The sequence below is a fragment of the Sorangium sp. So ce296 genome (assembly GCF_051529605.1).
Classification (GTDB): domain Bacteria; phylum Myxococcota_A; class Polyangia; order Polyangiales; family Polyangiaceae; genus Sorangium; species Sorangium cellulosum_D.
In genome coordinates this window covers 3,067,456-3,088,348 of sequence record NZ_CP150325.1, presented here as the reverse complement: position 1 = coordinate 3,088,348, position 20,893 = coordinate 3,067,456, and the positions used below count along the sequence as shown (strand labels likewise).

At 67.9% G+C, this 20,893-nt stretch carries 21 protein-coding genes; 8 read left to right on the top strand and 13 right to left on the bottom strand.

The window, feature by feature from the left end; genetic code table 11:
* Positions 1-52: 52 nt before the first annotated feature.
* Positions 53-1,234 (bottom strand): FIST C-terminal domain-containing protein, encoded by a 1,182-nt coding sequence (locus WME98_RS11725; RefSeq protein ID WP_437951411.1) that lies wholly within the window; start codon positions 1,232-1,234, stop codon positions 53-55.
* Positions 1,235-1,366: 132 nt separating this feature from the next.
* On the opposite strand from WME98_RS11725, the gene WME98_RS11720 reads away from it, so the two are divergent.
* Complete coding sequence (locus WME98_RS11720; RefSeq protein WP_061626069.1) at positions 1,367-2,122, top strand: PP2C family protein-serine/threonine phosphatase; 756 nt, start codon at positions 1,367-1,369, stop codon at positions 2,120-2,122.
* 33 nt (positions 2,123-2,155) lie between these two features.
* Entirely contained in the window at positions 2,156-2,419 is a 264-nt protein-coding gene (locus WME98_RS11715; RefSeq protein ID WP_020740040.1) for a hypothetical protein, read from the top strand.
* Positions 2,420-2,479: 60 nt separating this feature from the next.
* Here the strand turns inward: WME98_RS11715 and WME98_RS11710 are convergent, their stop codons facing one another.
* The 5 genes from WME98_RS11710 to WME98_RS11690 form a co-directional block, all read right to left on the bottom strand.
* Positions 2,480-4,537 (bottom strand): PrkA family serine protein kinase, encoded by a 2,058-nt coding sequence (locus WME98_RS11710; protein WP_061626070.1) that lies wholly within the window; start codon positions 4,535-4,537, stop codon positions 2,480-2,482.
* 257 nt (positions 4,538-4,794) lie between these two features.
* The gene (locus WME98_RS11705) at positions 4,795-6,009 is read right to left on the bottom strand and encodes a YcbK family protein (protein ID WP_437951410.1); all 1,215 of its coding nucleotides are present in this window, start codon (positions 6,007-6,009) and stop codon (positions 4,795-4,797) included.
* A gap of 397 nt (positions 6,010-6,406) precedes the next feature.
* Complete coding sequence (locus WME98_RS11700; protein WP_437951409.1) at positions 6,407-7,396, bottom strand: L-threonylcarbamoyladenylate synthase; 990 nt, start codon at positions 7,394-7,396, stop codon at positions 6,407-6,409.
* Positions 7,397-7,692: 296 nt separating this feature from the next.
* Positions 7,693-7,971: a hypothetical protein gene (locus WME98_RS11695; protein WP_437951408.1), complete on the bottom strand. Its 279-nt coding sequence runs from the start codon at positions 7,969-7,971 to the stop codon at positions 7,693-7,695.
* Positions 7,972-8,111: 140 nt separating this feature from the next.
* On the bottom strand, positions 8,112-8,276 hold the full coding sequence (locus WME98_RS11690) for a hypothetical protein (RefSeq protein ID WP_237244517.1): 165 nt from the start codon (positions 8,274-8,276) through the stop codon (positions 8,112-8,114).
* 1,669 nt (positions 8,277-9,945) lie between these two features.
* Between WME98_RS11690 and WME98_RS11685 the strand changes: the two genes are divergently transcribed.
* The 3 genes from WME98_RS11685 to tnpB all read left to right on the top strand — a co-directional run bounded on the left by WME98_RS11685 (position 9,946) and on the right by tnpB (position 11,182).
* On the top strand, positions 9,946-10,137 hold the full coding sequence (locus WME98_RS11685; protein ID WP_129579095.1) for a DUF6968 family protein: 192 nt from the start codon (positions 9,946-9,948) through the stop codon (positions 10,135-10,137).
* Between the two features lie 380 nt (positions 10,138-10,517).
* Positions 10,518-10,859 (top strand): IS66 family insertion sequence element accessory protein TnpA, encoded by a 342-nt coding sequence (gene tnpA, locus WME98_RS11680; protein WP_437951407.1) that lies wholly within the window; start codon positions 10,518-10,520, stop codon positions 10,857-10,859.
* Entirely contained in the window at positions 10,856-11,182 is a 327-nt protein-coding gene (gene tnpB / locus WME98_RS11675) for an IS66 family insertion sequence element accessory protein TnpB (RefSeq protein ID WP_437951406.1), read from the top strand. The genes tnpA and tnpB overlap by 4 nt, the downstream gene beginning before the upstream one ends.
* On the opposite strand, the gene WME98_RS11670 is transcribed toward tnpB, so the two are convergent.
* From WME98_RS11670 to WME98_RS11660, 3 genes are all read right to left on the bottom strand, one after another.
* On the bottom strand, positions 11,071-13,188 hold the full coding sequence (locus tag WME98_RS11670; RefSeq protein WP_437951405.1) for a recombinase family protein: 2,118 nt from the start codon (positions 13,186-13,188) through the stop codon (positions 11,071-11,073). The two genes, tnpB and WME98_RS11670, sit on opposite strands and share 112 nt — an antisense overlap.
* Before the next feature lie 243 nt (positions 13,189-13,431).
* On the bottom strand, positions 13,432-13,944 hold the full coding sequence (locus WME98_RS11665; RefSeq protein ID WP_437951404.1) for a helix-turn-helix domain-containing protein: 513 nt from the start codon (positions 13,942-13,944) through the stop codon (positions 13,432-13,434).
* Positions 13,945-14,019: 75 nt separating this feature from the next.
* The gene (locus WME98_RS11660) at positions 14,020-14,370 is read right to left on the bottom strand and encodes a DUF5372 family protein (RefSeq protein ID WP_437951403.1); all 351 of its coding nucleotides are present in this window, start codon (positions 14,368-14,370) and stop codon (positions 14,020-14,022) included.
* A 44-nt stretch (positions 14,371-14,414) separates the two neighbouring features.
* On the opposite strand from WME98_RS11660, the gene WME98_RS11655 reads away from it, so the two are divergent.
* Positions 14,415-14,597 carry a hypothetical protein gene (locus WME98_RS11655; RefSeq protein WP_437951402.1) on the top strand — a complete coding sequence of 61 codons (183 nt, stop codon included), beginning with the start codon at positions 14,415-14,417 and terminating at the stop codon, positions 14,595-14,597.
* A gap of 118 nt (positions 14,598-14,715) precedes the next feature.
* On the top strand, positions 14,716-16,335 hold the full coding sequence (tnpC, locus tag WME98_RS11650) for an IS66 family transposase (RefSeq protein ID WP_437951401.1): 1,620 nt from the start codon (positions 14,716-14,718) through the stop codon (positions 16,333-16,335).
* A gap of 300 nt (positions 16,336-16,635) precedes the next feature.
* Here tnpC and WME98_RS11645 read toward each other — a convergent pair whose 3' ends face one another.
* Complete coding sequence (locus WME98_RS11645; protein WP_437951400.1) at positions 16,636-17,106, bottom strand: hypothetical protein; 471 nt, start codon at positions 17,104-17,106, stop codon at positions 16,636-16,638.
* 239 nt (positions 17,107-17,345) lie between these two features.
* Here WME98_RS11645 and WME98_RS11640 point away from each other — a divergent pair, with 239 nt between their 5' ends.
* Positions 17,346-18,935: an IS1182 family transposase gene (locus WME98_RS11640; protein WP_437949443.1), complete on the top strand. Its 1,590-nt coding sequence runs from the start codon at positions 17,346-17,348 to the stop codon at positions 18,933-18,935.
* A 21-nt stretch (positions 18,936-18,956) separates the two neighbouring features.
* Here the strand turns inward: WME98_RS11640 and WME98_RS11635 are convergent, their stop codons facing one another.
* The 3 genes from WME98_RS11635 to WME98_RS11625 all read right to left on the bottom strand — a co-directional run bounded on the left by WME98_RS11635 (position 18,957) and on the right by WME98_RS11625 (position 20,848).
* Positions 18,957-19,295: a hypothetical protein gene (locus WME98_RS11635; RefSeq protein WP_437951399.1), complete on the bottom strand. Its 339-nt coding sequence runs from the start codon at positions 19,293-19,295 to the stop codon at positions 18,957-18,959.
* Between the two features lie 398 nt (positions 19,296-19,693).
* Positions 19,694-20,569 carry a hypothetical protein gene (locus tag WME98_RS11630; protein WP_437951398.1) on the bottom strand — a complete coding sequence of 292 codons (876 nt, stop codon included), beginning with the start codon at positions 20,567-20,569 and terminating at the stop codon, positions 19,694-19,696.
* 24 nt (positions 20,570-20,593) lie between these two features.
* Positions 20,594-20,848: a hypothetical protein gene (locus tag WME98_RS11625; protein WP_437951397.1), complete on the bottom strand. Its 255-nt coding sequence runs from the start codon at positions 20,846-20,848 to the stop codon at positions 20,594-20,596.
* Positions 20,849-20,893: the final 45 nt, after the last annotated feature.

Below are 20,893 nucleotides of genomic sequence, written 5' to 3'. Positions count from 1 at the left end.
CCGAGTGTCCGCGCGGGGCCCGGCGCCGCGCGCGGGGCGGCGCGCGCGGCGCTCAGCTCGGCGCGCGGAAGAGCGCGAGCACGCCGGTGTAGAGGGCGAGCCTGGCCTGGCCCGGCGCCCAGGGGGCGATCTCGAAGCTCGAGTGCATGCCGGCGATCGGGAGATCCGCGAAGCGCTGGCGCAGGATGCGCGCCTCGACGTCGGGCGCCCCGTACAGGCCCTGGCCGCGCCCGGCGCAGCTTATGTACAGCGCGAAGCGCGGGGCCGACCCGAGCGCGCTCTGGGACACCTGCCGGGCGATCCCCTCGAGCCCGGCGCGGGCGGCGGCGGCGTCGCGCACCGCGAAGGCGAGGCGCACCCCGGGCCTCGCGTCGTCGCCGAGCAGGAGCCCGCGCCGCGACGGATCGACGCCGCGGACCGGCCGCAGCACGTACCGCGCGTCGCGGGGCGCCGCCTGGGCGCCGACATCGCCCCGCGGATCGGCCGCGTCGCCGCGCGGATCGGCCGGGTCGGCGAGCGCGGCGAGGACGAGGTGCTGGGGGCTGGGCTGCTCGCCGAGCGCGGCGGTCGCGGCGGACAGCAGGTCGAGCGCTGGCCGCCCGCCGGCGCGGAGCACGACGCCGCCGCTCACGTCCTCGATGGGGTGGAAGCCGGAGAGCAGCCGGACGGCCGGCGAGGCGTTGACGAGGGGCGGGGCGAGCCCGGTGATGGCGAGGCCGACCGTCGGGCCCTCGAGCAGCTCGCCCTGGGCGGTGACGCCGATGGCGGCGCCGGACGCGGTGCCGGCGCCGAACAGGCACGTGCTGGGCGCGGTGGAGGCGAGCGCCTCGAGCGTGTCGGGGGCGAACGCCCCGGGCCGTACGAAGAGGATCGCGGTCGCGGAGCGGCGCCCGACGATGCGGGCGAGGGTCTCGCGCAGGAGGCGGACCGGCTCCTCGGCGCGATCGGGCAGCGCGAACGGCGTGGCCTGCCCGCCGGACCAGAGCACCCCGCTCGCGCCGGTGTCCCCCTCGATCTCGCCGCGCTCGCTGAGCACGCCCGCGGCGGGCACGACGCAGGCGGGGATGCCGCGCCACGTGTTACGGACGAGCTCGGCGACGCCCGAGGCGCGCTGGGCGAGCTGCCCGGAGACGAAGACGACCCCGCCCGAGGCCGACGGGACGGCGCTGCGCAGGTCGGCCAGGTGGTGGAGAAGGCCATCCGGCCCACAGGTGGCGGAGAAGCTTCGTGCCATGGCTGGCGGGTCCATCCTAACCGAGCCGTAGCCCACTCGACAGGCCCCGCTGAAGAAGTTTATCGTGCGATAGTCGCGCCGGCGCCTCGGGGCTCTCCCCACGGGCGGCGATCGAAGGACCGGGCAAGCTCGATGAGGATCCAATCATTTGGCCGCACCGACGTCGGGCGCCACCGGCGCGCCAATGAGGACGCGTTCTTCCGGGACGACGAGCTCCGCTTGTACATCGTCGCGGACGGGATGGGCGGGCACGCGGCGGGCGAGGTCGCGAGCGCCGAGGCGGTCGAGACGATCTACGGCATGGTCAAGCGGGGGCTGCCCGCCATCGGCGATCCCGACGCGCCGCTCACGCAGCCCAAGGCGCGCGCCGTGCTGCGGATCCTCGAGGGCGCGATCCAGGCGGCGACGTACATGGTCTTCGCCATCGCCGAGCTCGACCGCGACAAGAGCGGCATGGGCACGACGATCAGCGCCGCGCTCATCGTGGGCGGCGCGCTCGTGACCGGCCAGGTGGGCGACAGCCGCATCTACCAGGTCCGCAACGGGACCGCGGTGCAGATGACCGAGGACCACACGCTGATCGCGTGGCAGATCAAGAACGGGCTCATCTCCCCGGACGAGGCGAGGAGCTCGCCGCACCGCAACGTGATCACGCGCGCGGTGGGCAACAGGGACTATGTCGAGGTCGACACCTCGATCGTGGCCGTGGAGGCGGGCGATCGATACCTGCTCTGCTCCGACGGGCTGCACGGCTATCTCCACGCCGAGGAGGAGATCGCGAGCATCGCCTCGAAGGGCGGCGACACGGCGGTCGACCTCTTCATCGAGCTCGCGAACCGGCGCGGGGGGCGGGACAACATCACCGCGGTCCTGGTCGAGGTGGGCTGACGCGCCCGGTCGAAAGTCGGCTAGGCTGCGCGCATGGCGCTCAAGGACAAACTGGTCTCCGAGGGGATGAAGCTCGCCGCGAACCCGAACGTGGCGAAGCTGATGCAGGACGAGCGGTTCATGCGGCTGTTCATGACGGCGATGAGCGTGCCCGGTCGGGTCTCCTCGTTCACGGCGGAGCAGAAGGAGACGTTCGCGAAGGCGATGGGCCTGGCGACCGTCGAGGAGGTCCGCGACCTCAAGCGGACGGTGGCGTCGCTGGAGCGCGAGATCGCGAAGCTCAGGCGCGAGGGGTGAGGCGCGAGGGGGCGCGGCGCGCGAGGGGGCGCGGCGCGCGAGGCGCCGCGCCCGGGGCGGCTACTTCGTGTCGCCGCGCGCGTAGATGCTGGCCACGTAGTCGAGCACGTCGCGCGCCGAGACCTCGTTGTACCCGAAGTACTTGATCATCCGGGTCTTGATGATGTCGATCTTCTCCTGCGTCTCCTTGTCGATGACGCTCGACACCAGGGTCTGGAGCTTGATCGCGTCCTTCTGGTCCTCGAACAGCTTGAGCTCGAGGGCGCGGCGGAGCCGGTCGTTCGTGTGCCACTCGAACTTCTTGCCGTCGACCGCGAGCGCGCCGATGTAGTTCATGATCTCGCGGCGGAAGTCGTCCTTCCGGTTCTCGGGGATGTCGATCTTCTCCTCGATCGAGCGCATCAGCCGCTCGTCCGGCTCGACGTCCTCGCGGGTGAAGCGGTCCTTCACCTTCTCCTTCAGGGTGTAGGCCTTGATCGAGTCGATGTAGTTCGCGGCGAGCTTCTGGATCGCGTCCTCGTCGGCGCTGATCGCCCGCTGCACCTCGTTCTTGACGATCTCCTCGTACTCGCGCTTCACCATCCCGATGCACTCGGTGTAGCGCTTGCGCTGCTCGTCGTTCGTGATGAGCGAGTGGTGGCGCAGGCCCTTCTCGAGCTCGCTCATGACCATGAAGGGGTTGATCGTCCCCTCGCCGAGGTCGTTCACGAGCGCGTTCGAGATCTTGTCCTGCACGTAGCGGGGGCTGATCCCTTCCATGCCCTCGCGCGACGCCTCCTTGCGGAGCTCCTTCACGGTGTCCTGCGTGTAGCCGGGCAGGACCTTGCCGTCGTAGAGCTTCATCTTCTGGACGAGCGACAGGTTGTGCTTCTTCGGGTCCTCGAGCCGGGTGAGCGCGGCCCACATCGCGGCGACCTCGAGCGTGTGAGGGGCGATGTGCTTGCCGCGGATCTTCTCCTTGTTGAAGTCCTTCTCGTAGATCCGGATCTCCTCCGACACCTTGGTGATGTAGGGGATATCGATCTTGATGGTGCGGTCGCGGAGCGCCTCCATGAACTCGTTGTTCAGGAGCTTCTTGTACTCGGCCTCGTTCGTGTGGCCGATGATGACCTCGTCGACGTCGGTCTGGGCGAACTTCTTCGGCTTGATCTTGTGCTCCTGCGACGCGCCGAGCAGGTCGTAGAGGAAGGCGACGTCGAGCTTCAGCACCTCGATGAACTCGACGATGCCGCGGTTCGCGATGTTGAACTCGCCGTCGAAGTTGAAGGCGCGCGGGTCCGAGTCCGAGCCGTACTCGGCGATCTTGCGGTAGTTGATGTCGCCGGTGAGCTCGGTCGAGTCCTGGTTCTTCTCGTCCTTCGGCTGGAAGGTGCCGATGCCGACGCGGTCCTTCTCGCTGAGCACGAGGCGGCGCACGCGCACGTGCTGCATGACCTTCGACCAGTCGCCGCCGTACTTGTCCATCAGGCGGTTGAAGATGAAGCGGCACGCCGGGTCGAGGTCGCCCTCGGTGCGGACCTGGAACTGCGGGCTCGACAGGCCGAGCTCGCGGAACGCGCGGTCGCGCCAGGACGGCGGCACGAGGCGCAGCGGCTCCTCGTGCATCGGGCACTTGAAGCGGGAGCTCTCCGTTCCGGCCATGCCGACGTCGTCGAGGTTCACCCAGTCGAACGTGTAGAGCGCGCCGTCGGGGGTGGTCGAGTAGTGCTCGATCCCCTTCTTGAGGAGCCGCGCGATCGTCGACTTCGACGAGCCGACCGGCCCGTGCAGCAGGATGACGCGCTTCTCCGGGCCGTACCCCTCGGAGGCGGCCCGGAGCACGTGGACGAGCCTCATCAGCGGGATGTCGAGCCCGTACACGGCGTCGGCGCCGCCGTGCATCTCATCCTTGAAGAAGTTGTACCGGATGAGCTTCTTCTTGTTGTCCGTGTACTCTTCGATGCCGTAGCGGATGATCATGTCGTACGCCCGCTGGAACGCGTTGCGCGTCACCTGCGGGTTCTGGCGCACGATCTGGAGGTACTCTTCGAACGTGCCCTCCCACGCGAGATCGCGGTAGAGCGCGAAGTCCTGCATCGCCGCGATCTTGTCAACCATCCCTGTCCGCAACTCGCCCATTTCGCACCTTTTTCTCCAGGGCGACCGCGGGGCGGCCTTGGCCGCCGGAGGTGCGGGAGCGGAGCCCGGCGTGCCGAGCTCCGCCCTCCGTCGTGCGCCGCGCGCCCGGGGGGAAGCCAAGCTTAACACCGATCGCGGGGACGCAAGGCGGCTGCGCCCTGGAGCTTTCTCCATCCGGAACGGGAATAAGCTGCGGCGCGCCCCGATCGCGCCGACGCAGCCGGAGGAGGTGCGAGGGCGCCCGCGGGGAGGCGACGTCAGCGGGCGGACGGCGCTGGGGAGCGCGCGGCCGGCGCGGCGGAGCGCGCGTCCTGCGCTCCCCAGGAGAGCCCTCCGCTCTCCACGACACCGGGCCAGGAATCGACGTACTCCGACGGCTCGCCGGGCCTGGAGGCGTCGATCCAGAAGAGGCGGCCGGTGCCTGGGCGGCGCACGTCGACGTGGACGAACTTGCTGTTCGGGTAGAAGCCGCAGCCCACGTCGTCGAGCGTGCGGCAGAACTGGAACAGCGACGCGTTCGGGACGCCCATGACGAGGATGTCCATGGCGCGCCCTTCGGCGTGCTGGCTGTGGTGGGTGCCGGAGGCCTTGCCTTTGGCGGGCGCTTCGCCGGCCGGGCGCGGCCGGTAGCCGCTGAAGATGTGGATCGCGCGGCGCGGGAAGGCGTCGGCGATCTGCTGGAGGAGCCAGAGCAGGCGCGGGTGGACGAGGCGGACCTGGGGCACCCACTCGAGGGCCTGCAGCCAGGTGCCTGCGTTGGGCTCGTCGGGCAGCAGCTCGCCCGGGTCTGGCGCCTCGGGGGGTCGCGCCATGATCGACAGGCGATCGAGCGCGCCGGGCGCGACGGAGCCGTCGCAGCGCACCAGCTCGAAGGCGTCGTGCTGGGCGCCGTACCGGGTGAACTGGACCGGGCCTCTGCGGCAGCGCCAGTCGGGCGGCTGCTTCTTCGGCGGGTCCCAGAGCAGGTCGAAGCCGTTCGACGAGAGGCTCGGCCCCGTGGTCGCGAGGAGGGGCGTGCCGAGGATCGGGTCGAGCGGGCGGAGCCACGCGGGCGCGGCCGGATCGAGGTGGAGGGACCCGGGCAGATCGAGCGGGGAGGGGAAGGGGGAGGTTGCGCTGGCGAACGCCGGGGTGCCGGGGGCGGCGGCGGCGAGGCTGTGCTCGCCGAGGTCGGCGTCGGCGTCGGGGCGCGCGCTGCCCCAGGCGAGCTGCCACCACGGCTGGTGCTGCCATTTCCCGTAGGCGCTGCTCATGTAGAGCCGGAGCGGACCTGGGCGCTCGACGGCGGCGTTGCGGAAGGCGCGGAGGAGCGGCAGCTCCGGCGCGGCGGTCTCGTTCAGGTTGAAGGTCGCGCGCTTCGGCGGCTCGTCGAGCAGGCTGGCGCCGGCGTCCGGCGGGGCGGCGACGAGCAGGGCGGCGAGGCCGCAGGCGGCGGCGAGGCGGTGGGCGGCGGCGCGGGACGTTGCCGGCATGGGATCGAGGGAGGGCGAGGCGCGCGGGGGAAGGTAGCTCACCCGGCGGGCGGGCGGAGCTGATTTGCCACAAACCGGCATGGCGGGGGGTGAAAACCTACCTGCGGGCGGCCGCCGGGGGGGAGGGGGGCGCAACCCCGGTCGGGCGGGGCGGGGGGCGCCGCAACCCCGGGGGGCGCCGCAACCCCGGTCGGGCGCCGCAACCTCGGTCGGGGGCCGCAACCCCGGTTGGGCACCGGGCACCGCAACCCCGGTCGGGCACCGCAACCTCGGTCGGCCGCCGGGGGGGCGGGCGCCGCAACCCCGGTCGGGTACCGCAACCTCGGTCGGGCGCCGCAACCCCGGTCGGGCGCCGCAGGCACCGCAACCTCGGTCGGCCGCCTCAACCTCGGTCAGCTCAGGCCGCCGCGGAGGCGCGCGTCAGCCGGTCCCGCACCGCGTCCCACGCCGGATCCTCAGGCACGGCGGCGATCACGATCACATCGCATCCCGCGTCCTCGAGCCGGTGCAGCGCCGCGTAGAGCCCCGCCGCGTAACCGGCCGGATCCCCGGGGAGTACCTCCGCGTGCGGCCCTTCCGCCGTGCGCCTTCCGCGCTCGATGGCCCCGGCGCGCGCCCCGCCCCGCGCGGCGCGCTCGACCTCGTCTCGGACCGCCTCCGCGGGGACCAGCGCCACCTGCGCGCGCGGCGCGTAGTGGCGCGCGTGGGTCCCCGGCGCCGGCGCGCGCTCGGTCGTGGCGGTGATCAGCCCGGCGGTCGTCTGGAGCGGCACGAGGGCGGCGATCGCCTCCGCGGCCACGCACCCCGGCCGGAGCAGCCGCGCCGGCGAGGTCGTGACGTCGACGATGGTCGACTCGATGCCGACCGCCGTCGGCCCCCCGTCGACGATGGCGTCGATGCGCCCGCCGAGGCTCTTCTCGACGTGATCGGCGGTGGTCGGCGAGATCGCGGTGGAGCGGTTGGCGCTCGGCGCGGCGATCGGCAGCCCGACCGCGTCGAGCAGGGCGCGCGCGACCGGGTGCACGGGCACGCGGATCGCGACGGTCGGCCCGCCGGCGGCCACCTCGTCGGCGACGCGGTCGGGCCGGCGCGCGACGATGAGGGTGAGGGGCCCCGGCCACATCGCCTGCGCGAGGCGCTCCGCGTCGTCGGGCCAGCGTTCCGCGAGCGCGCGGGCGGAAGCGACATCCGGCACGTGGACGATCAGCGGGTTGCCGGGCGGCCTCCCCTTCGCCTCGAAGATGCCGCGCGCCGCGGCCGCGTCGTCGGCGCGCGCGCCGAGCCCGTACACGGTCTCCGTGGGGAAGGCGACGAGCCCTCCGCGGCGGAGGATCTCGGCCGCCCGTGCGATGGATGCCGCGTCAGCGGCGAGCCGCTCGGTTCGCATGCGCCGCGCTCCATGTTGCCCGGGCGGGCGGGAGGCAAACGAAAACCGACGGGGCACCTGGCCGAGCTCGCGAGCCGCGCGGGCGACGAGGCGCAGGGGCGCGAGCTCCGCGCGGCCCGCCGGCGCTGCAGCCGCGGACGTCGCGGAGCACGGCGCATGCATGGTGCTGTCGTCATCGTCAAGAGAAATCGTCGCGGCGCCGGCACTCGTGGGCGACGAAGACTCGCCGACTCATCGGTTGCGAGCACCGCGCCGAGTGATCTCTGAGCCCGTGTACCGCCTGCACGGATCGACCCTCATGCAGGATGATCGGCTGTGGCCGCCGTTCTGTCGTAGACCCCTACACCTGCCCCTGGAATGATGCTGAGCATGTTGTGGGCTTCGAGCCGGAAGTCCCCCTCGCTGCGCCAGAGCCACCCGGCGAAGGGACTCACCGCAAGCCGGGGCTCGGTCCCGACCTGGATCCCGCCCACGCTCACGCCGCCGCTGAACTCGAGTGCCTGTGCCGGTGCCGAATCAAGGGCGAGCGCACCGATAAACAGCAGGCCGATCTTGCTGAGGGTGCGCATGGACATGGCGGAAGACCTGGCCGATACGCGGAATGCGACGTGAGGGCGGGTACAATTTTTTTTGGACGTGGCGCGGGCGTCAACGAGGACGTCGGCGAGCCGATCTGCGGCACTGCCCGTCCGATCGCGCTGCCAGCAGCCAGCTCTCACAGCCGAGAGAGCCGTCCATCTTCGAGCAGCACCCAGGGGGCCGAAGGCGAGTACGCCTCGGTCCCAGCGATGGGCAGGCTTGGCGCATCCGTGAGCCGATCGAGCCCCTTGTCCCGGAGCTGCATCCCACGTTCCGTGAGGCGGTACACCTTCGAGCGCATAGGGGAGCCAGCGTTGGGCGGCCTCGGGCCAGGTGCGCGCTCCACGGCGGCGGAGCCGTGCTTTGCCCATTGGTCTAGACGCGCTCGCAGGAACAAGTCGCCTGTGCAGGAGAGGAGCTCTCGCAAATCCAGTCCAAACTGCGATTTGTGACAAAACACAGAGACGGCAGTCAGGTTCTCTTCTGTCGACAGGATGGTCAAAATGAGCTCATCGAGTCGGCTCAAACGTAGCGTACCTCCAGCGGCCTGTCGTGGAAAGAAGCATGATAGAAGCCCCCACAAGGGAGCGAGCTCCGGAAATCCATCAACGCCACGGATGCAGCTTTCGACGAACAGCAATGGGTTATCATCTACGTAACACTCCCAGAGGCGAACAGCGTGTTCGTAGCGTTCCACTGGCCAGGGGCACGCCGTGTCGAGGCGATCCAGGAGAACCTCATTAGGATGGTGCGCCACGGACGCGGAGCAGTTGAACCGCGGCATGATCGGTGGCTCGCAAGACCTATTTATCGTGCCAAACACAAACTCGAACTCGGCGACCAAGACCTCGCCGCTCGCGATCCCGAGGTGCCGCAACCAGCGACAGGCCCTCCATAGGTTCACTCGTTCGCGGAGGCTCACCGATACCCACAAGACAACTGGCAGCCCCCAGCGGATATCCGGCGAATAGAGCCGATCCCACGGTTCGCCCGACTCGTCTCTGAACGAGCTCTCCTCGAACAAAGAACGCCATGTCTCACGTGTCCGGGCATGTTCGAGGGCATCCAGGCGGCTTGGTCCGACAATAAGGCAGTCGGAGGCTCGCACCACGTTGATGGCGCCGATGTTCAGAAGACTCTCTGTTGTAGCCGCATCGAAGGCTACATGCGTCGCCGCGCGGAGGAGGGCTGCCTTTGTCATGATCAATAAAACCCACACTGATAGCACTCGCTGTATTTATAGGGTCGCTTGTTCTGACAATCGTCACGACAATAATCGCAAAGAGTCCTGCCGGAATCGATCTCACGCGTACAGCGCCCCCGTTTATCCTCGCACTTCTCGTACATCTCGGTACATGGGTGAACGGGCGAGCACCCCCCCGCCATCGCAAGCTGTGCGCTGCCCACATCGTCGTCTTCCGGCTCGTCTTCTTCGTCGTTGTTCGGGTAGTCTCCCGCCCCTACGGATTCTGTCGGGTATCCAGCACCCGCACTCCCCGGCTCTACCGTGTCGCAGTTGTAGGTCAAGTCGCATGCCGACGCGAGCACCATTGCGAGCCCGCCACATAGCACGAGCGCGCTCGCCTTCAGCTTCAAGCTGTACCCCATATCTTCCTCCCCTTCCGGATGAGCGCACCGATCTCCCAGCAGAGAGGCGGCGTCAACAAGTGATCTGGACCACGTTACGTCATGCGGTCTTTGCGCATGGGAGCCGGGGCGCGACCGGCCGCTTCGGTAGGTTGAGGCGTTAAGCAGCGAGCTCGGCGGCATCTCGTCTACCCGCTGGCCCGCTACGTCCGCAGCGGAGCGACTACCCGCTGGCCCGCTACGTCCGCAGCGGAGCGACCGGCGGCTCCGGCCCTGGTTGCAGGCAGCCTGCCGGATTCGTCACGCCGTGTGGCCTCCGTGTGCCCCGACGCCAGGGCACGGGGCTTCCAGAGTGCGATCCAGTGCCAGGCGGGAACTTCCGTGTGCTGGTTGAGATCGACGGATTCGATGAGCGGTTCTCTCGCCATTTCCACGGTGTCGACGAGCTCCAGGCGCTCCTTGAGGGATGCCGGATGGTGCCGCTCCTCCTGACCATGCTCGCCCCAGCCGGCGCCAAGTTGCAATGGCTCGGGGAGGACGACCTCGGCTTCGGGACGTCTTCTGCGATCCCCTGAAGGAGCGCTGAAAGTCACAGGGAAAGTAGACCAGGCGTCCCTTCCAAAGCGCCCAGGCGGGAGGTGCCGACGTGGTGATCAGATCCAGCGCGCGCCGAGAGCCCCAGGACCGCCGCGGCCGTGCCGGCGCCGACGATCACCACGAGCGCGCCCGCCGCGCGGCGTCAGCCTGGCCGAGCACCTGCTGCTGGGCGTGCGAGCTCAGCGCCCCGGCGGCGAGACGCTCCAGGACCGGGGCGACCGCGTCAGCGTCGATCCTGTGGTTCCCCGGTCTCCGTCGTCTAGCTACTTTGCGACGGCGAGTTTGATGTACGCGTTCGGTGACCCGCATGCTGTTCTGGAGCCTCTGCGCTGCGTAGAAACCAGCGCCGGAGGTGTGGATGGACGAGAGCAGACGCATCTGGCGCGACCGGGTGGCGCGCTGGCACAAGAGCGGGCACTCCGCCCGCGTGTTCGCAGAGCAGGAGGGAGTCAGCGCCGGCACGCTGTACTCCTGGAGCCGCCGACTGGGCATGAAGCGGAGCGAGTACCGGCAGCGCTCGGACAAGGCGACGCTGCCCGCGTTGCTCCCTGTGGTGGTCGCCCCATCGGGCGCAACGGCGCCCTCGCTGGGCGCGGCGCTGGAGATCGTCCTGCCAGATGGCGCGGTCGTGCGCGTGCCGCCGACGTTCGATGAGGACACGCTCTCGCGCGTCGTTCGTGCGCTCGGAGGCTCGCGATGATCCCGGGTCGCGTCTCGATCTACGTCGCCACCGAGCCGCTGGACCTACGGCGGTCGTTTGATGGCCTCGCCGCCGTCGTGCGTGAGGTGCTGCGGCAGGATCCGCTCTCCGGCGCGCTGTTCCTCTTCTTCAACCGGGCAGCCGACCGTTGCAAGGCCCTGTGGTGGGACCGCAGCGGGTACTGCCTGCTTTACAACCACCTGTCTTCACACTACACCTCTTTCGGCTTCAGACGAGGACGTTGGTTCCGGCTCCGTGACGCATGGGCTGCCGCCGCCCGGTCGCTGACGCGATCCCAGCGGCTGCAGTGCTTCGTAGGGTGAGTCGCCGGCTTCTCGTAGAGCCACGCGTGGCCGTTGTACGCATGCGCCTTGATGATGCCGTGCTTCACCCAGCTGGTCAGGGTGGCCTCGTGGATTCCAAGGCGAGCGGCGAGTTCCTTCTTGGTGAGCAGCCCGCGGGCGCGCAGCCGGTCGAAGCGCGGTCGCAGGTCATAGGTATGCACGAGGTACTGCACGCGCTTCGGCGTGAATCGGGCTCCGCCTCGGCCGGGCCAGGCGGCCCCGCCGGGATGGAGCCCACGCGCGTTGAGGATGTCGGCGATCTCGTCGTAGATGTGGCGGTCGAGCAGCCGGTCGACGAGCTCGACAAGCTCCGCCGGCGTCTTCACTTTCTCCCAGGAAGCTTTCGGGTTCACGGTCGTGAGCGTCGTCGTTTGACCGCCTCGGAAGCGAATATGGATCTTCGTGGTCCCGTCGGCAGGTTGCTTCACGAGCGTTGCGTCCTCCACCACGTAGGCTAGCATTCGCTTCCGCTCCCGGTTCGGCGTCGACGGGTCGGACCACAGCCGCTTGAAGTCGGTCGTCATCGCGACAAGTCGATCGCGAAGCGCCTCATCGATCGCGATCCCATCCTCGTGCCGAGCGCGCTCGCGTTCGTCCCGCGCCTTCTCCAGTTCGCGAAGTTTCTCATTCCAATCGGATTCGAGTGTATCTGCAACGAGACGGTTGACGGGGTCAACCATCATGAAGCGGCGCTGTGCGAGGTCGGCGCCGATCTGCGCCCGCTCGATCGCGCGACAACGAAGCTGATCCGCTTCCTCGTACCGTGCCTCGACCTCTTTCCGAATCTCGATCGCCAGCTCGACGGCGGCAGGCGTCATCTTCTCGGCCACCAAGAGCCCGACCGCTTCGTCGATGGGAGGCCCTGCGAGGGACTGGCAGTTCGGTTCGGCACGGGAATCGGTGGCGCGGTCACAGACGTACCAGGACTCGAGCTTCCCTCGCGCCTCCCTGTAGCGTACGCGAAGATGCTGTCCGCATCGCCCAAAGACGGCGCGCCCTTGAAGGAGCGCGCCGCCCTCGCGCGGTGGCGATGCACGCGCGGCGTCGTACCCCCGACCGTTCGACGCGAGAAGCCGAAGGTTCTCCTCGTATCGGTCCCAGGTGATGTAACCAGGATGAGCGTCGGGGATGCAGGCAAGCCAGTCATCACTCGCGCGCCTCCGCTGCGTCTTCTTGCCATCGACCGTCCGACTGTACACGCGCTGTCCGTACGCGTAGGCACCGGCGTACCGCGGGTTGCGCAGCGTCCGCATCGCGACCGACGCCGTGAGCGGACGGAAGATCACGCCCGCGGCTGGGGCGCGGAGGCGAGACGGGAAGCGGAGGCCCTCGTCTCGAAACGCCTTGACCGTCTGGTGTGCCGAGCCGACGCGGGCGAAGGTCTCGAAGAGGTGCGTGATCGTTTCGCGCACCTGCGCATCCGGGTCGAGGACGACGGCCCCGCTCTCATCGTAGACGAAGCCAGTGGGGAGAAGGCATCGATACTCACCGCGCCGGACCTTGTTCAGGACCCCGCCGCGCAATCTCGCCTTCAGGACGTGCAACTCCGCCTCGCTCATCGTTCCCTTGAGGCCGAGAAGGAGACGATCGTTGAAGCTCGTCGGGTCGTACACGCCATCCTCGTCGAGGATCAGGGTGTTCGCGAGGGCGCAGATCTCGAGCAGCCGATGCCAGTCGGCGTTGTTCCTCGCGAGCCTCGAGACCTCGAGCCCCATCACGATCCCGGCGCGCCCGAGCCCGACATCCGTCACCAGCCGCCGAAACCCTTCGCGCCAAGCCGCGGATGCACCTGACTCTCCCTGGTCGGAGTCGATCACGACGATGCGATCGTCGGGCCAGCCGAGCGCGGTCGCGCGCGCTCGAAGCGCATACTGGCGTTTCGTGCTCTCGATGTTCTCGACCACCTGCTTCATCGACGACTGTCGGACGTACAGGTAAGCGTCACGCTCGAGATGGTGCGACTGAACTTTGCGCGATTCATCCATGGTTCCTCGGGGAAGTGGATCTCGTCGCCATCGCTGCGAAGAGGTGAACAACGGCTCGTTGGTCGTCACCGGGGGGCAACCTCGGAGGCGACGATTGCGTCGGGCGGGATGTCGTGCTCTGAGCGGCCGCTGCCCGCGCCCACGCCCACATGCCTCGCCGAAGCAAGAGCGCAAGACCGCTCCTCGCCTCGAGGGGAAGCCGTTCGCCAAGAGCGGCTGCTCGCAATGTCTCGTACTGCTCGGTCACTTTTGCCCTCGCAGCGGCTTCCTCGGCACCGGCTCGGGTGCCCGCTTTGTCGTTTTTTTTCCGCCGAACGCCCGCTCGATCGTCCTGGGGTGGATCTCGATCGAAAACACCTGCCAGACCAGCCTCGCCAGCTCGCGCGCCCGGAGCGGTTTCCCCGGGACGATCCGTTTCTCGACGAAGGCTAAAATGTCACCCTGGAGCTTGTGCGGCCCACGGGGGCCCCTTTTCTTTGGCACGAGTCCGCCGAGACCCGCATCATCGAAGCTCGCTCTGGCCTGGTAGTACGTCGGGCGAGAGACCCCGTACTCGGCGGCGGCCTGTGTTACTGACAGGTTGTCGATCGACACGCGACGCAACATCTCGTACCTCACCTGCATCAGGTCGCGAGAATCGAAGAAACCGCCCGCATGGAACTTCGGATCGCTGACCTTGTCGGGGGACGGGTTCAACGTGCCGTCCTCGCGGAGCGCTGCGGTCTTCGGCTCTGTCCGGTTGCCTCGTTTCAGCATGAGCCCTCCGACATGTGAGTCACGGTAACTAGGCCGCACCAGTGACCGATGTCAAACGTGCGCAACGCGTATTGGTCAGATCTCGTCGCGCTTTTTCGCATGTTCGGGTCGTCTACGCTTTGTGGACGGCAGATTTCGCTTTACATGTGCGGTGTTATTCCCTTTACGCGCTTGAGCCCGGTGCTCCTGCTCGACGAGGTGCGACACCAGGCCGGCGAGCTCCAGGAGATCGGCTACCCGGAGCAGCGCGCGCCCCTCGCCGATGACGAGCTCTGGATCGGGCGCGACGACGTCGGTCCACTGCCGCGGCACCGAGTAGACGTGCTCCTCGTCGACGCGCAGCAGGAGCCGCGTCCCGTACCGGTTGTACCGCTCGCCCACGCAGACGAGCTGCCGTCCGCTGAGCGGGTGGAACGGGTGCGTCACGCGCACAAGGCGCGCGCCCGTGGACGAAGGGCGTGCAGTTCGTGGTGAGGTACAAGCGTCTAGAGCGCGGGACCTTCCGAGCCCCGCGTGCGGTCACGCCGGGAGCCACGAGCGTCGTCATCGACGCGGCCGAGCTCGGGAAGATCCTCGAGGGCATCGCGCTTGCGCCGACGAAGCTGCGGCGCGAGGTCCGTCTCGCCGAGGCAGCACCGGCTCCAGCCCCCTGAGCTTACCTGAGCTTCGCGCACTGCCGGGCAGCGCACGCGCTGCATTCCGGCGAGAGCTACTTCTTTTCCTGCGACAACCCCCTTCAAAAAGCAAGAAGTCACGAGTACTTAGCGCCTCGTGGGCAAGCCGCTCGAAGAGCAGATTCATGACCTGAAGGACAAGCTGGCGCGCGCCGCGCACGAGCGCGACGAGTACCGCAAGCTCTACGAGCTCGCCAGCATCGAGCTGGAGCGGCTTCGCCGGCACATCTTCGGCCAGAAGGCCGAGCACGTCGACCCCGGGCAGATGCAGCTGGCCTTCGATGCCATCGTGCAGATGCTCGCGGGCGCAGGGGCGCCGACGGGCGCAGCGGCGCCAGCCGACGCGGACACGCCAAGCTCGCCTGAAGGCGGCGGCGCTGCGCCAGCAGACGCACCTGGCGGCGGCGGCAAGGGGCGCAGGACTACTCCGCACGGACGGCAGAAGCTGCCCGAGCACCTGCCGGTCGAGCGCATCGAGCTGCTCCCGCCCGAAGTGCGCGACGAGCGCGCCACCGACATGGTCCGCATCGGCGAAGAGGTGTCCGAGACGCTGGAGTGGAGGCCCGCGAGCTTCGTACGGCTGCAGATCGTACGACCCAAGTTTGCCAAACAGGGCGAGCCGGAAGCGGGCGTGGTCATCGCCGACGTGGCCGACAGTCCCGTCCCCCGGTCGCTGGCTGGGCCCGGGCTGCTGGCCCACGTGCTGGTGAGCAAGTACGGCGACCACCTGCCGCTGCATCGGCAGGAAAAGATCTACGAGCGCCAAGGGGTGCACCTGGCGCGCTCGACGCTCTGCGGCTGGGTCAGCTCGTGCGCCGAGGTGCTGGGCCATCTGGTCGGCGCCATGGCCAAGGATGCGCTCTCCGCGCATTGCATCGCCATCGACGCTACTGGGGTGCTCGTGCAGGCGAAGGACAAGTGCCGGCGCGGTCACTTCTGGGTGCTCGTCGCCGACCGGGATCACGTGCTGTTTCGATTCACGCCGCGTCACAACCAGGACGGCCCCAAGGAGTTTCTCCGCGGGTACAAGGGCTACGTCCAGGCGGACGCATCGAGCGTCTACGAGGAGCTGTACCGGACCGAGCAGGTCACGGAGGTGGGCTGCTGGGCGCATTGTCGGCGGCGCTTCTTCGAGGCGATGTCGTCGGACCGGGAGCGCGCGATGACGGCGCTCGGCTTCATTCACCAGCTCTTCGCCATCGACAAGGCCACCAAGGACCTGGCTCCCAGCCGTCGCACCGAGCAGCGCCGCAGCAGCGCCCAGCCCGTGCTCGATGCCTTCCGCGCCTGGCTCGACAAGGAGGAGCTGCTCGTGCTGCCCAGGAGCCCCATCGCCGGAGCCATCGGGTATGCGCGCAACCAGTGGACTGCGCTCACCCGTTTCCTCGAGGACGGGCGGCTTCGCCTGGATAACAACCGCAGCGAGCTCGAGCTCCGCAGGGAGGCGCTCGGTCGTAAAAACTGGATTTTCGTGGGCAGTGACGATGGTGCGGAGTGGAACGCCACCATCGTGTCGTTGATCGCCTCCTGCGCCATGCACCAGCTCGACCCCTGGGCCTACCTGCGCGACGTGCTGATCCTGCTGCCGGGCTGGCCGCGCGATCGGGTCATCGAGCTCGCTCCCAAGTCCTGGAAGCAGACCCTCGAGAACACCGACGCTCGGCAGCGGCTCGCTGCCAGCCCGTGGACCTGGGCGCCGGCCACGCTGGCCGCCTGAGCGCTGCGGCGCCCGCTCTGCGCTACGGGTGACCTCCGGCGGCGCCGCGCTTGCCGCGGGCACTGCTCGCCGGCGTTGCCGCGGTGGCGACGGAGCTCCGCCGTCCGTTTTGGCGCGCCGCGAGCGGCCCTTCTTCTGCTGCTCAGGCTCGACCGCCGAGGCGATCGAGCTGCCGGCGCGCCGCCTCCGCGCGCCGACGTCGCGCGCCGCGCGCTCTTCGGCCTTCGCCTCCGGTCTGCTCAGTCCGGTCTCGCCGCTGGTGCCGGCGCCCTGCCGTCGCTCTCGCATCGCAAGGCAAGCCTATGTCCCGGGCCTGCTCGGCGTCAGGATGGGCTCTACCGAACGGATACAGTTTGATTCACTCGTCCAGCGCTTTGAGAAATCTGGCGTTTCGCCGCGGCCGATGGCGAGCGCCCACGTCTCCAGCAGGGATGCGCTCCTCTTCCAGAACTTCTTGCAACCGTCGATGTAGTCGATGACAGCGTCTCGCTGTCCGATGGAGAGCAACTGGGATGCGAGCTCGAAATCAGGTCCAAAGCTGTCAAGCTGCGGCGAGCCGCGGACGTCGCTCGCGGCCCGCAGGTGTTCTGCCGCGCTGGCAGGCTCGTTGCGTGCAAGCGCGACCTTTCCCAGGACGATGTGTGCGCAATGTATGGCATTGCCGTACTGAAATGTGTCGACGTGATCCTCGGCGTCGGAAAGCAGTCGCTCTGCGGCTTCGGTCGCTCGCTGGTAGTCCTCGGACACGACCGCCGCCTGCGCGATGTCCATGAGGATTCCGAACGCTCCGAGCGTACAGCGCTCAAGGCTGAGCGCCGCTTCGTATTCCGCGAGCGCCTGTCGAGCTAGCCGTATACGTTCTTCGCGCGATGTGGATCCGATGCTGGACCTGAAGTGCAGACCGCCTAGAGGACCGATCAGGTTGATTTTGTGATAATTCTGCGCTCTTCGATGGAAGGCTCGACCGTCTCGCCCGGGCCATGATCTCGTCCGCGTCCGGAGGTTCACGGATGGAACGATGGTCGCCGCCGGTGGAGCTGTCGCGGCAGGAGCAGGCGCTGATGAAACGGCTGACACGCGTGAGAGCACTGTTCGGCTTTCTCAGGCTGCACCGGCACGAGCTGTTCGATGAGACCTTCCAGGAGCAGCTGGAGGGCATGTACCGGACGACGGGGGCAGGTGAGCCGCCGCATCCGCCGGCGCTGATGTGCATGGTTACGCTGCTCCAAGGCTACGTCGGCGCATCGGATGCCGAGGCGGTGGAGCTGGCCGTAGTTGACCTGCGCTGGCAGATGGTGCTCGGCTGCCTGGGTGCGGCCACGCCGCCGTTCTCGCAGGGCGCGCTACAGGCGTTCCGAGAGCGGATGGTCGCGCACGAGATGGACCGGGTGCTGCTGGAGCGGACCGTGGCGCTCGTTCGGTCCGGCGCGATGACGGAGGGCGAGAGGCGCGCGGTATCCAAAGCGCTGCGGGTAGCCATCGATAGCCGCCCTTTAGCGGGGGCCGGTCGGGTTGAAGACACGATCAACCTGCTCGGCCATGCTGCACGCAGCATCGTCCGCGTCGTGTCAAAGATCACGGAGCGTCCGCGTGAGGAGATCTGCCGCAAGGCGGGCATCCCGCTGCTTCTGGCTCCCAGCATCAAGGCCGGGCTCGATCTCGACTGGAGCGACCCGAAACAGAAGGCAGCGGCGATTCAGATCCTGGAGCGGCAGGTCTCGTCACTGCAGCAATGGGTCGACCGCCATCTGGACGACGTCGTCGAGCAGCCGCTGCGCATGTATCTGGATGCGCTCACACAGGTGGGAGACCAGGACCTGGAAACCGCCGAGGACGGGACCGTTCGCATCCGGCAAGGGGTTGCGCCCGACCGCCGTGTCTCGATCGAGGACGCCGAGATGCGCCACGGCCGCAAGAGTCGCTCGAAGCGGTTCGACGGCTACAAGGAACACATCGCACGCGATCTTGACCTTCCCGTCATCGTCGCCTGCGCGGTCACGCCTGCAAATCGGCCCGAAGAAGAGGGTGCCGCACCGATCGCCGAGGACGTCCAGCGTCAGCGGCTGCGCCTCGTCGAGCTCCACATTGATCGCGCCTACGTAAACAGTCCCGTCGTTGACGACGTGATCCGCGCGGGTGGCCAGGTGTTCTCGAAGCCTTGGGGCCAGCGGGCTCGAAGCCCCGATTTGTTCAGCAAGCGCGATTTCAAGATCGACCCGCGCGCCAAGACAATCACGTGTCCAGCGGGACAGGTCGAGGTGTTCGAGCCGGGCGACACGGTCGAGTTCGATCCCGAGGAGTGCGGCGCGTGCCCCCTTCGAGCCAAGTGCACGCAAGCTGCCTCGGGGCGAGGGCGGACCGTGTCCATCGCCGAGGACGAAGCTCTGCAGGGCAAGTTCCGGAAGTTGCAGCAGACCGGGCCAGGACGCGCCGTGCTCCGGCAGCGGACAGCTGTGGAGCATGCGCTTGCCCACATCGCGGCACGCAAAGGACACAGCGCGCGCTACATCGGCGCCAGGAGAAACCTGTTCGACCTCCGGCGCGCCGCAGCGATCCAGAATCTCGAGGCGGCTCAGCGGCTGATCCAGGAGGCTGCGTAACTAATTGGAATTAGATGATTTTCAACCCGTTCGGCGTTCTAGGAGCTCTCGCCAGCTTGGGTTGTCCGGTTCGATCGTGGCTCCTCGTCCGTACAGCTCTTCGGCGATGTCTGGGTCTCCGGCCGAAAGAAATCCCCCGGCATTTCTGAGTATGGTGGGATCGTTGGGCCTATCGGATACCGTGCTCAGCCAGATCTTCTTTCCTTCGTTGTACGCATCCAGGTGTTGTTCCGGGTACATGCGCGCGAAGGCGCCGAGGTGGATCTCTGGATGATGTGCGATCAGCCAGTGAATGTGGTCTGCTCGTCGGTTTTGTGCGTCATCGTTAAGGTTCGTGAAATAGAAGCCCATCAACTTCACGCGCGCTTCGATGTCGTCAGGATGTTTCAGTTAGGCGGGTCTCAAGGTCTGCTGCGTCTTGCGCTGCCAGGTCGACGGCGTCGGTGCATAGGGAGATCCAGTCGGGTGAGCGTTTCATGGTGCTGCGAGCATAGCGCGTCTGGCAGGCGCATGCCGGCAAGATCGGCGCGGTTGCTGTCCACCCGACCGAGCTCGGGCACGTCGCCGGTAATCCGGTAATGAGGATCGCCCGCGCGAACGCGGCGCAGCCGCCCTTCCAGGTGGCAGGTGGCGCCGGCGCGGACGTCGCATAGACACGTTGGCGAAGCTCGGCGCGGCCGCCGTCCACCTGGCCGAGCTCGGGCACGTCGCCCGCCACGGCGGGCCGCGCCTCGGCGGGCCCCAAGAAGGACGCGTTTCTAGCGGTCGCAGCAGAGAACGTGCGTTTCTCCACGCTCCAGCTTGCCGCTCACGATCTCGGAATCCGTCGAAGGGGTGCAGGTGCCAGGCTCGTTCTGCGTCCAGGCGGACCGCATCGTCGCGATCTCTCCATCGATCGCCTCCGTGCAAATCGGACGATCCGCATTGGAAATAGCGATGGATCCAGCCTCGCGCGAGCAGTCTTCATCGCTATACAGCGTGGTTTGTGCGGTGCACCTGCCGCCGCGTGGCGCGCCGCACGAGCACGGGGTACACGTGCGAGTGTCCGTGTAGACCGGGAACTCGAACCGTACATCCTTCCCTCGCCAGCATTCGCCATTTTCTTGAGGGAGATAGCATTGACGAAAATCCGTGGGAATGATCGCGCTTGAACCTGGAAGACAAGCACGGACGAAGCTCATGTTCTTTCGCGACGGTGCTGGTACTGGCGAGACAGGTTGACAGTCGGCGAGCGTCGGCGGATCGAACGTCACGGAAGCGTAGTCGCTGCTCGTTACCGAGAAGGCGCCCGCCTTGCACGCACCGTCCCAGGAGTCGCCACCGATGAGCGTGACGATGGGGTCGCCACCGGGGCAACCCAAGGTGTCAGCGGACACCTCCGACGGCAGCATACAGGCTGCCGGGGTACATTCACAAGGCTCGCATGTGTCCGGCTCAAGCTCCAAACCCCACCCTGTCCATCCTTCCCACAGGAGCTTGCCATCCGGATCGCATCTCTGTGCCTGTTCCTGCCGGCCGCCGAAGATCAGAATGAGCTTGCTCGGATCCGGATCCGGTAGGTCATCGTCGGTGACCGGCGACGAGCAACCGATGAGTGCCAACGTGGCCAATGTGTAGAATGTATCCGTTCGCATCGTGCGCCTCATCCTTTGCTGCGGTCAATCATCGTTGATGACCCTCTGCTCGGTGCAGCAGAACACGCGTGTTTCGCCGCTCTCGATCCCACCTTCGACGCGGGATGTGGCCACTGTTGGCGAACAAGCGCCCGGCTCTTCGTGCGCGAGGATCACGCGCGCCGCTGCCAGCGTCGAGTTCGGTTGTGTGTCGATGCACAGCGCGTGGGCCTCGACGCCGTTGATCAACGTCATCAGATCGGAGCAGCCTGTGTCGCGGAAGAGCAGCACGTCCGCCACGCATCTCCCACCAGCGGCATCCCCGCAGGCGCATGGAGTGCATGT

Bases quoted from the DNA above. Each gene is read 5' to 3' on its own strand.
- WME98_RS11725 (WP_437951411.1), bottom strand. From the start codon at position 1,234: ATGGCACGAAGCTTCTCCGCCACCTGTGGGCCGGATGGCCTTCTCCAC.
- WME98_RS11720 (WP_061626069.1), top strand. From the start codon at position 1,367: ATGAGGATCCAATCATTTGGCCGCACCGACGTCGGGCGCCACCGGCGC.
- WME98_RS11715 (WP_020740040.1), top strand. From the start codon at position 2,156: ATGGCGCTCAAGGACAAACTGGTCTCCGAGGGGATGAAGCTCGCCGCG.
- WME98_RS11710 (WP_061626070.1), bottom strand. From the start codon at position 4,537: ATGGGCGAGTTGCGGACAGGGATGGTTGACAAGATCGCGGCGATGCAG.
- WME98_RS11705 (WP_437951410.1), bottom strand. From the start codon at position 6,009: ATGCCGGCAACGTCCCGCGCCGCCGCCCACCGCCTCGCCGCCGCCTGC.
- WME98_RS11700 (WP_437951409.1), bottom strand. From the start codon at position 7,396: ATGCGAACCGAGCGGCTCGCCGCTGACGCGGCATCCATCGCACGGGCG.
- WME98_RS11695 (WP_437951408.1), bottom strand. From the start codon at position 7,971: ATGTCCATGCGCACCCTCAGCAAGATCGGCCTGCTGTTTATCGGTGCG.
- WME98_RS11690 (WP_237244517.1), bottom strand. From the start codon at position 8,276: ATGCGCTCGAAGGTGTACCGCCTCACGGAACGTGGGATGCAGCTCCGG.
- tnpA (WP_437951407.1), top strand. From the start codon at position 10,518: ATGGACGAGAGCAGACGCATCTGGCGCGACCGGGTGGCGCGCTGGCAC.
- tnpB (WP_437951406.1), top strand. From the start codon at position 10,856: ATGATCCCGGGTCGCGTCTCGATCTACGTCGCCACCGAGCCGCTGGAC.
- WME98_RS11670 (WP_437951405.1), bottom strand. From the start codon at position 13,188: ATGGATGAATCGCGCAAAGTTCAGTCGCACCATCTCGAGCGTGACGCT.
- WME98_RS11665 (WP_437951404.1), bottom strand. From the start codon at position 13,944: ATGCTGAAACGAGGCAACCGGACAGAGCCGAAGACCGCAGCGCTCCGC.
- WME98_RS11645 (WP_437951400.1), bottom strand. From the start codon at position 17,106: ATGGACATCGCGCAGGCGGCGGTCGTGTCCGAGGACTACCAGCGAGCG.
- WME98_RS11640 (WP_437949443.1), top strand. From the start codon at position 17,346: ATGGAACGATGGTCGCCGCCGGTGGAGCTGTCGCGGCAGGAGCAGGCG.
- WME98_RS11630 (WP_437951398.1), bottom strand. From the start codon at position 20,569: ATGCGAACGGATACATTCTACACATTGGCCACGTTGGCACTCATCGGT.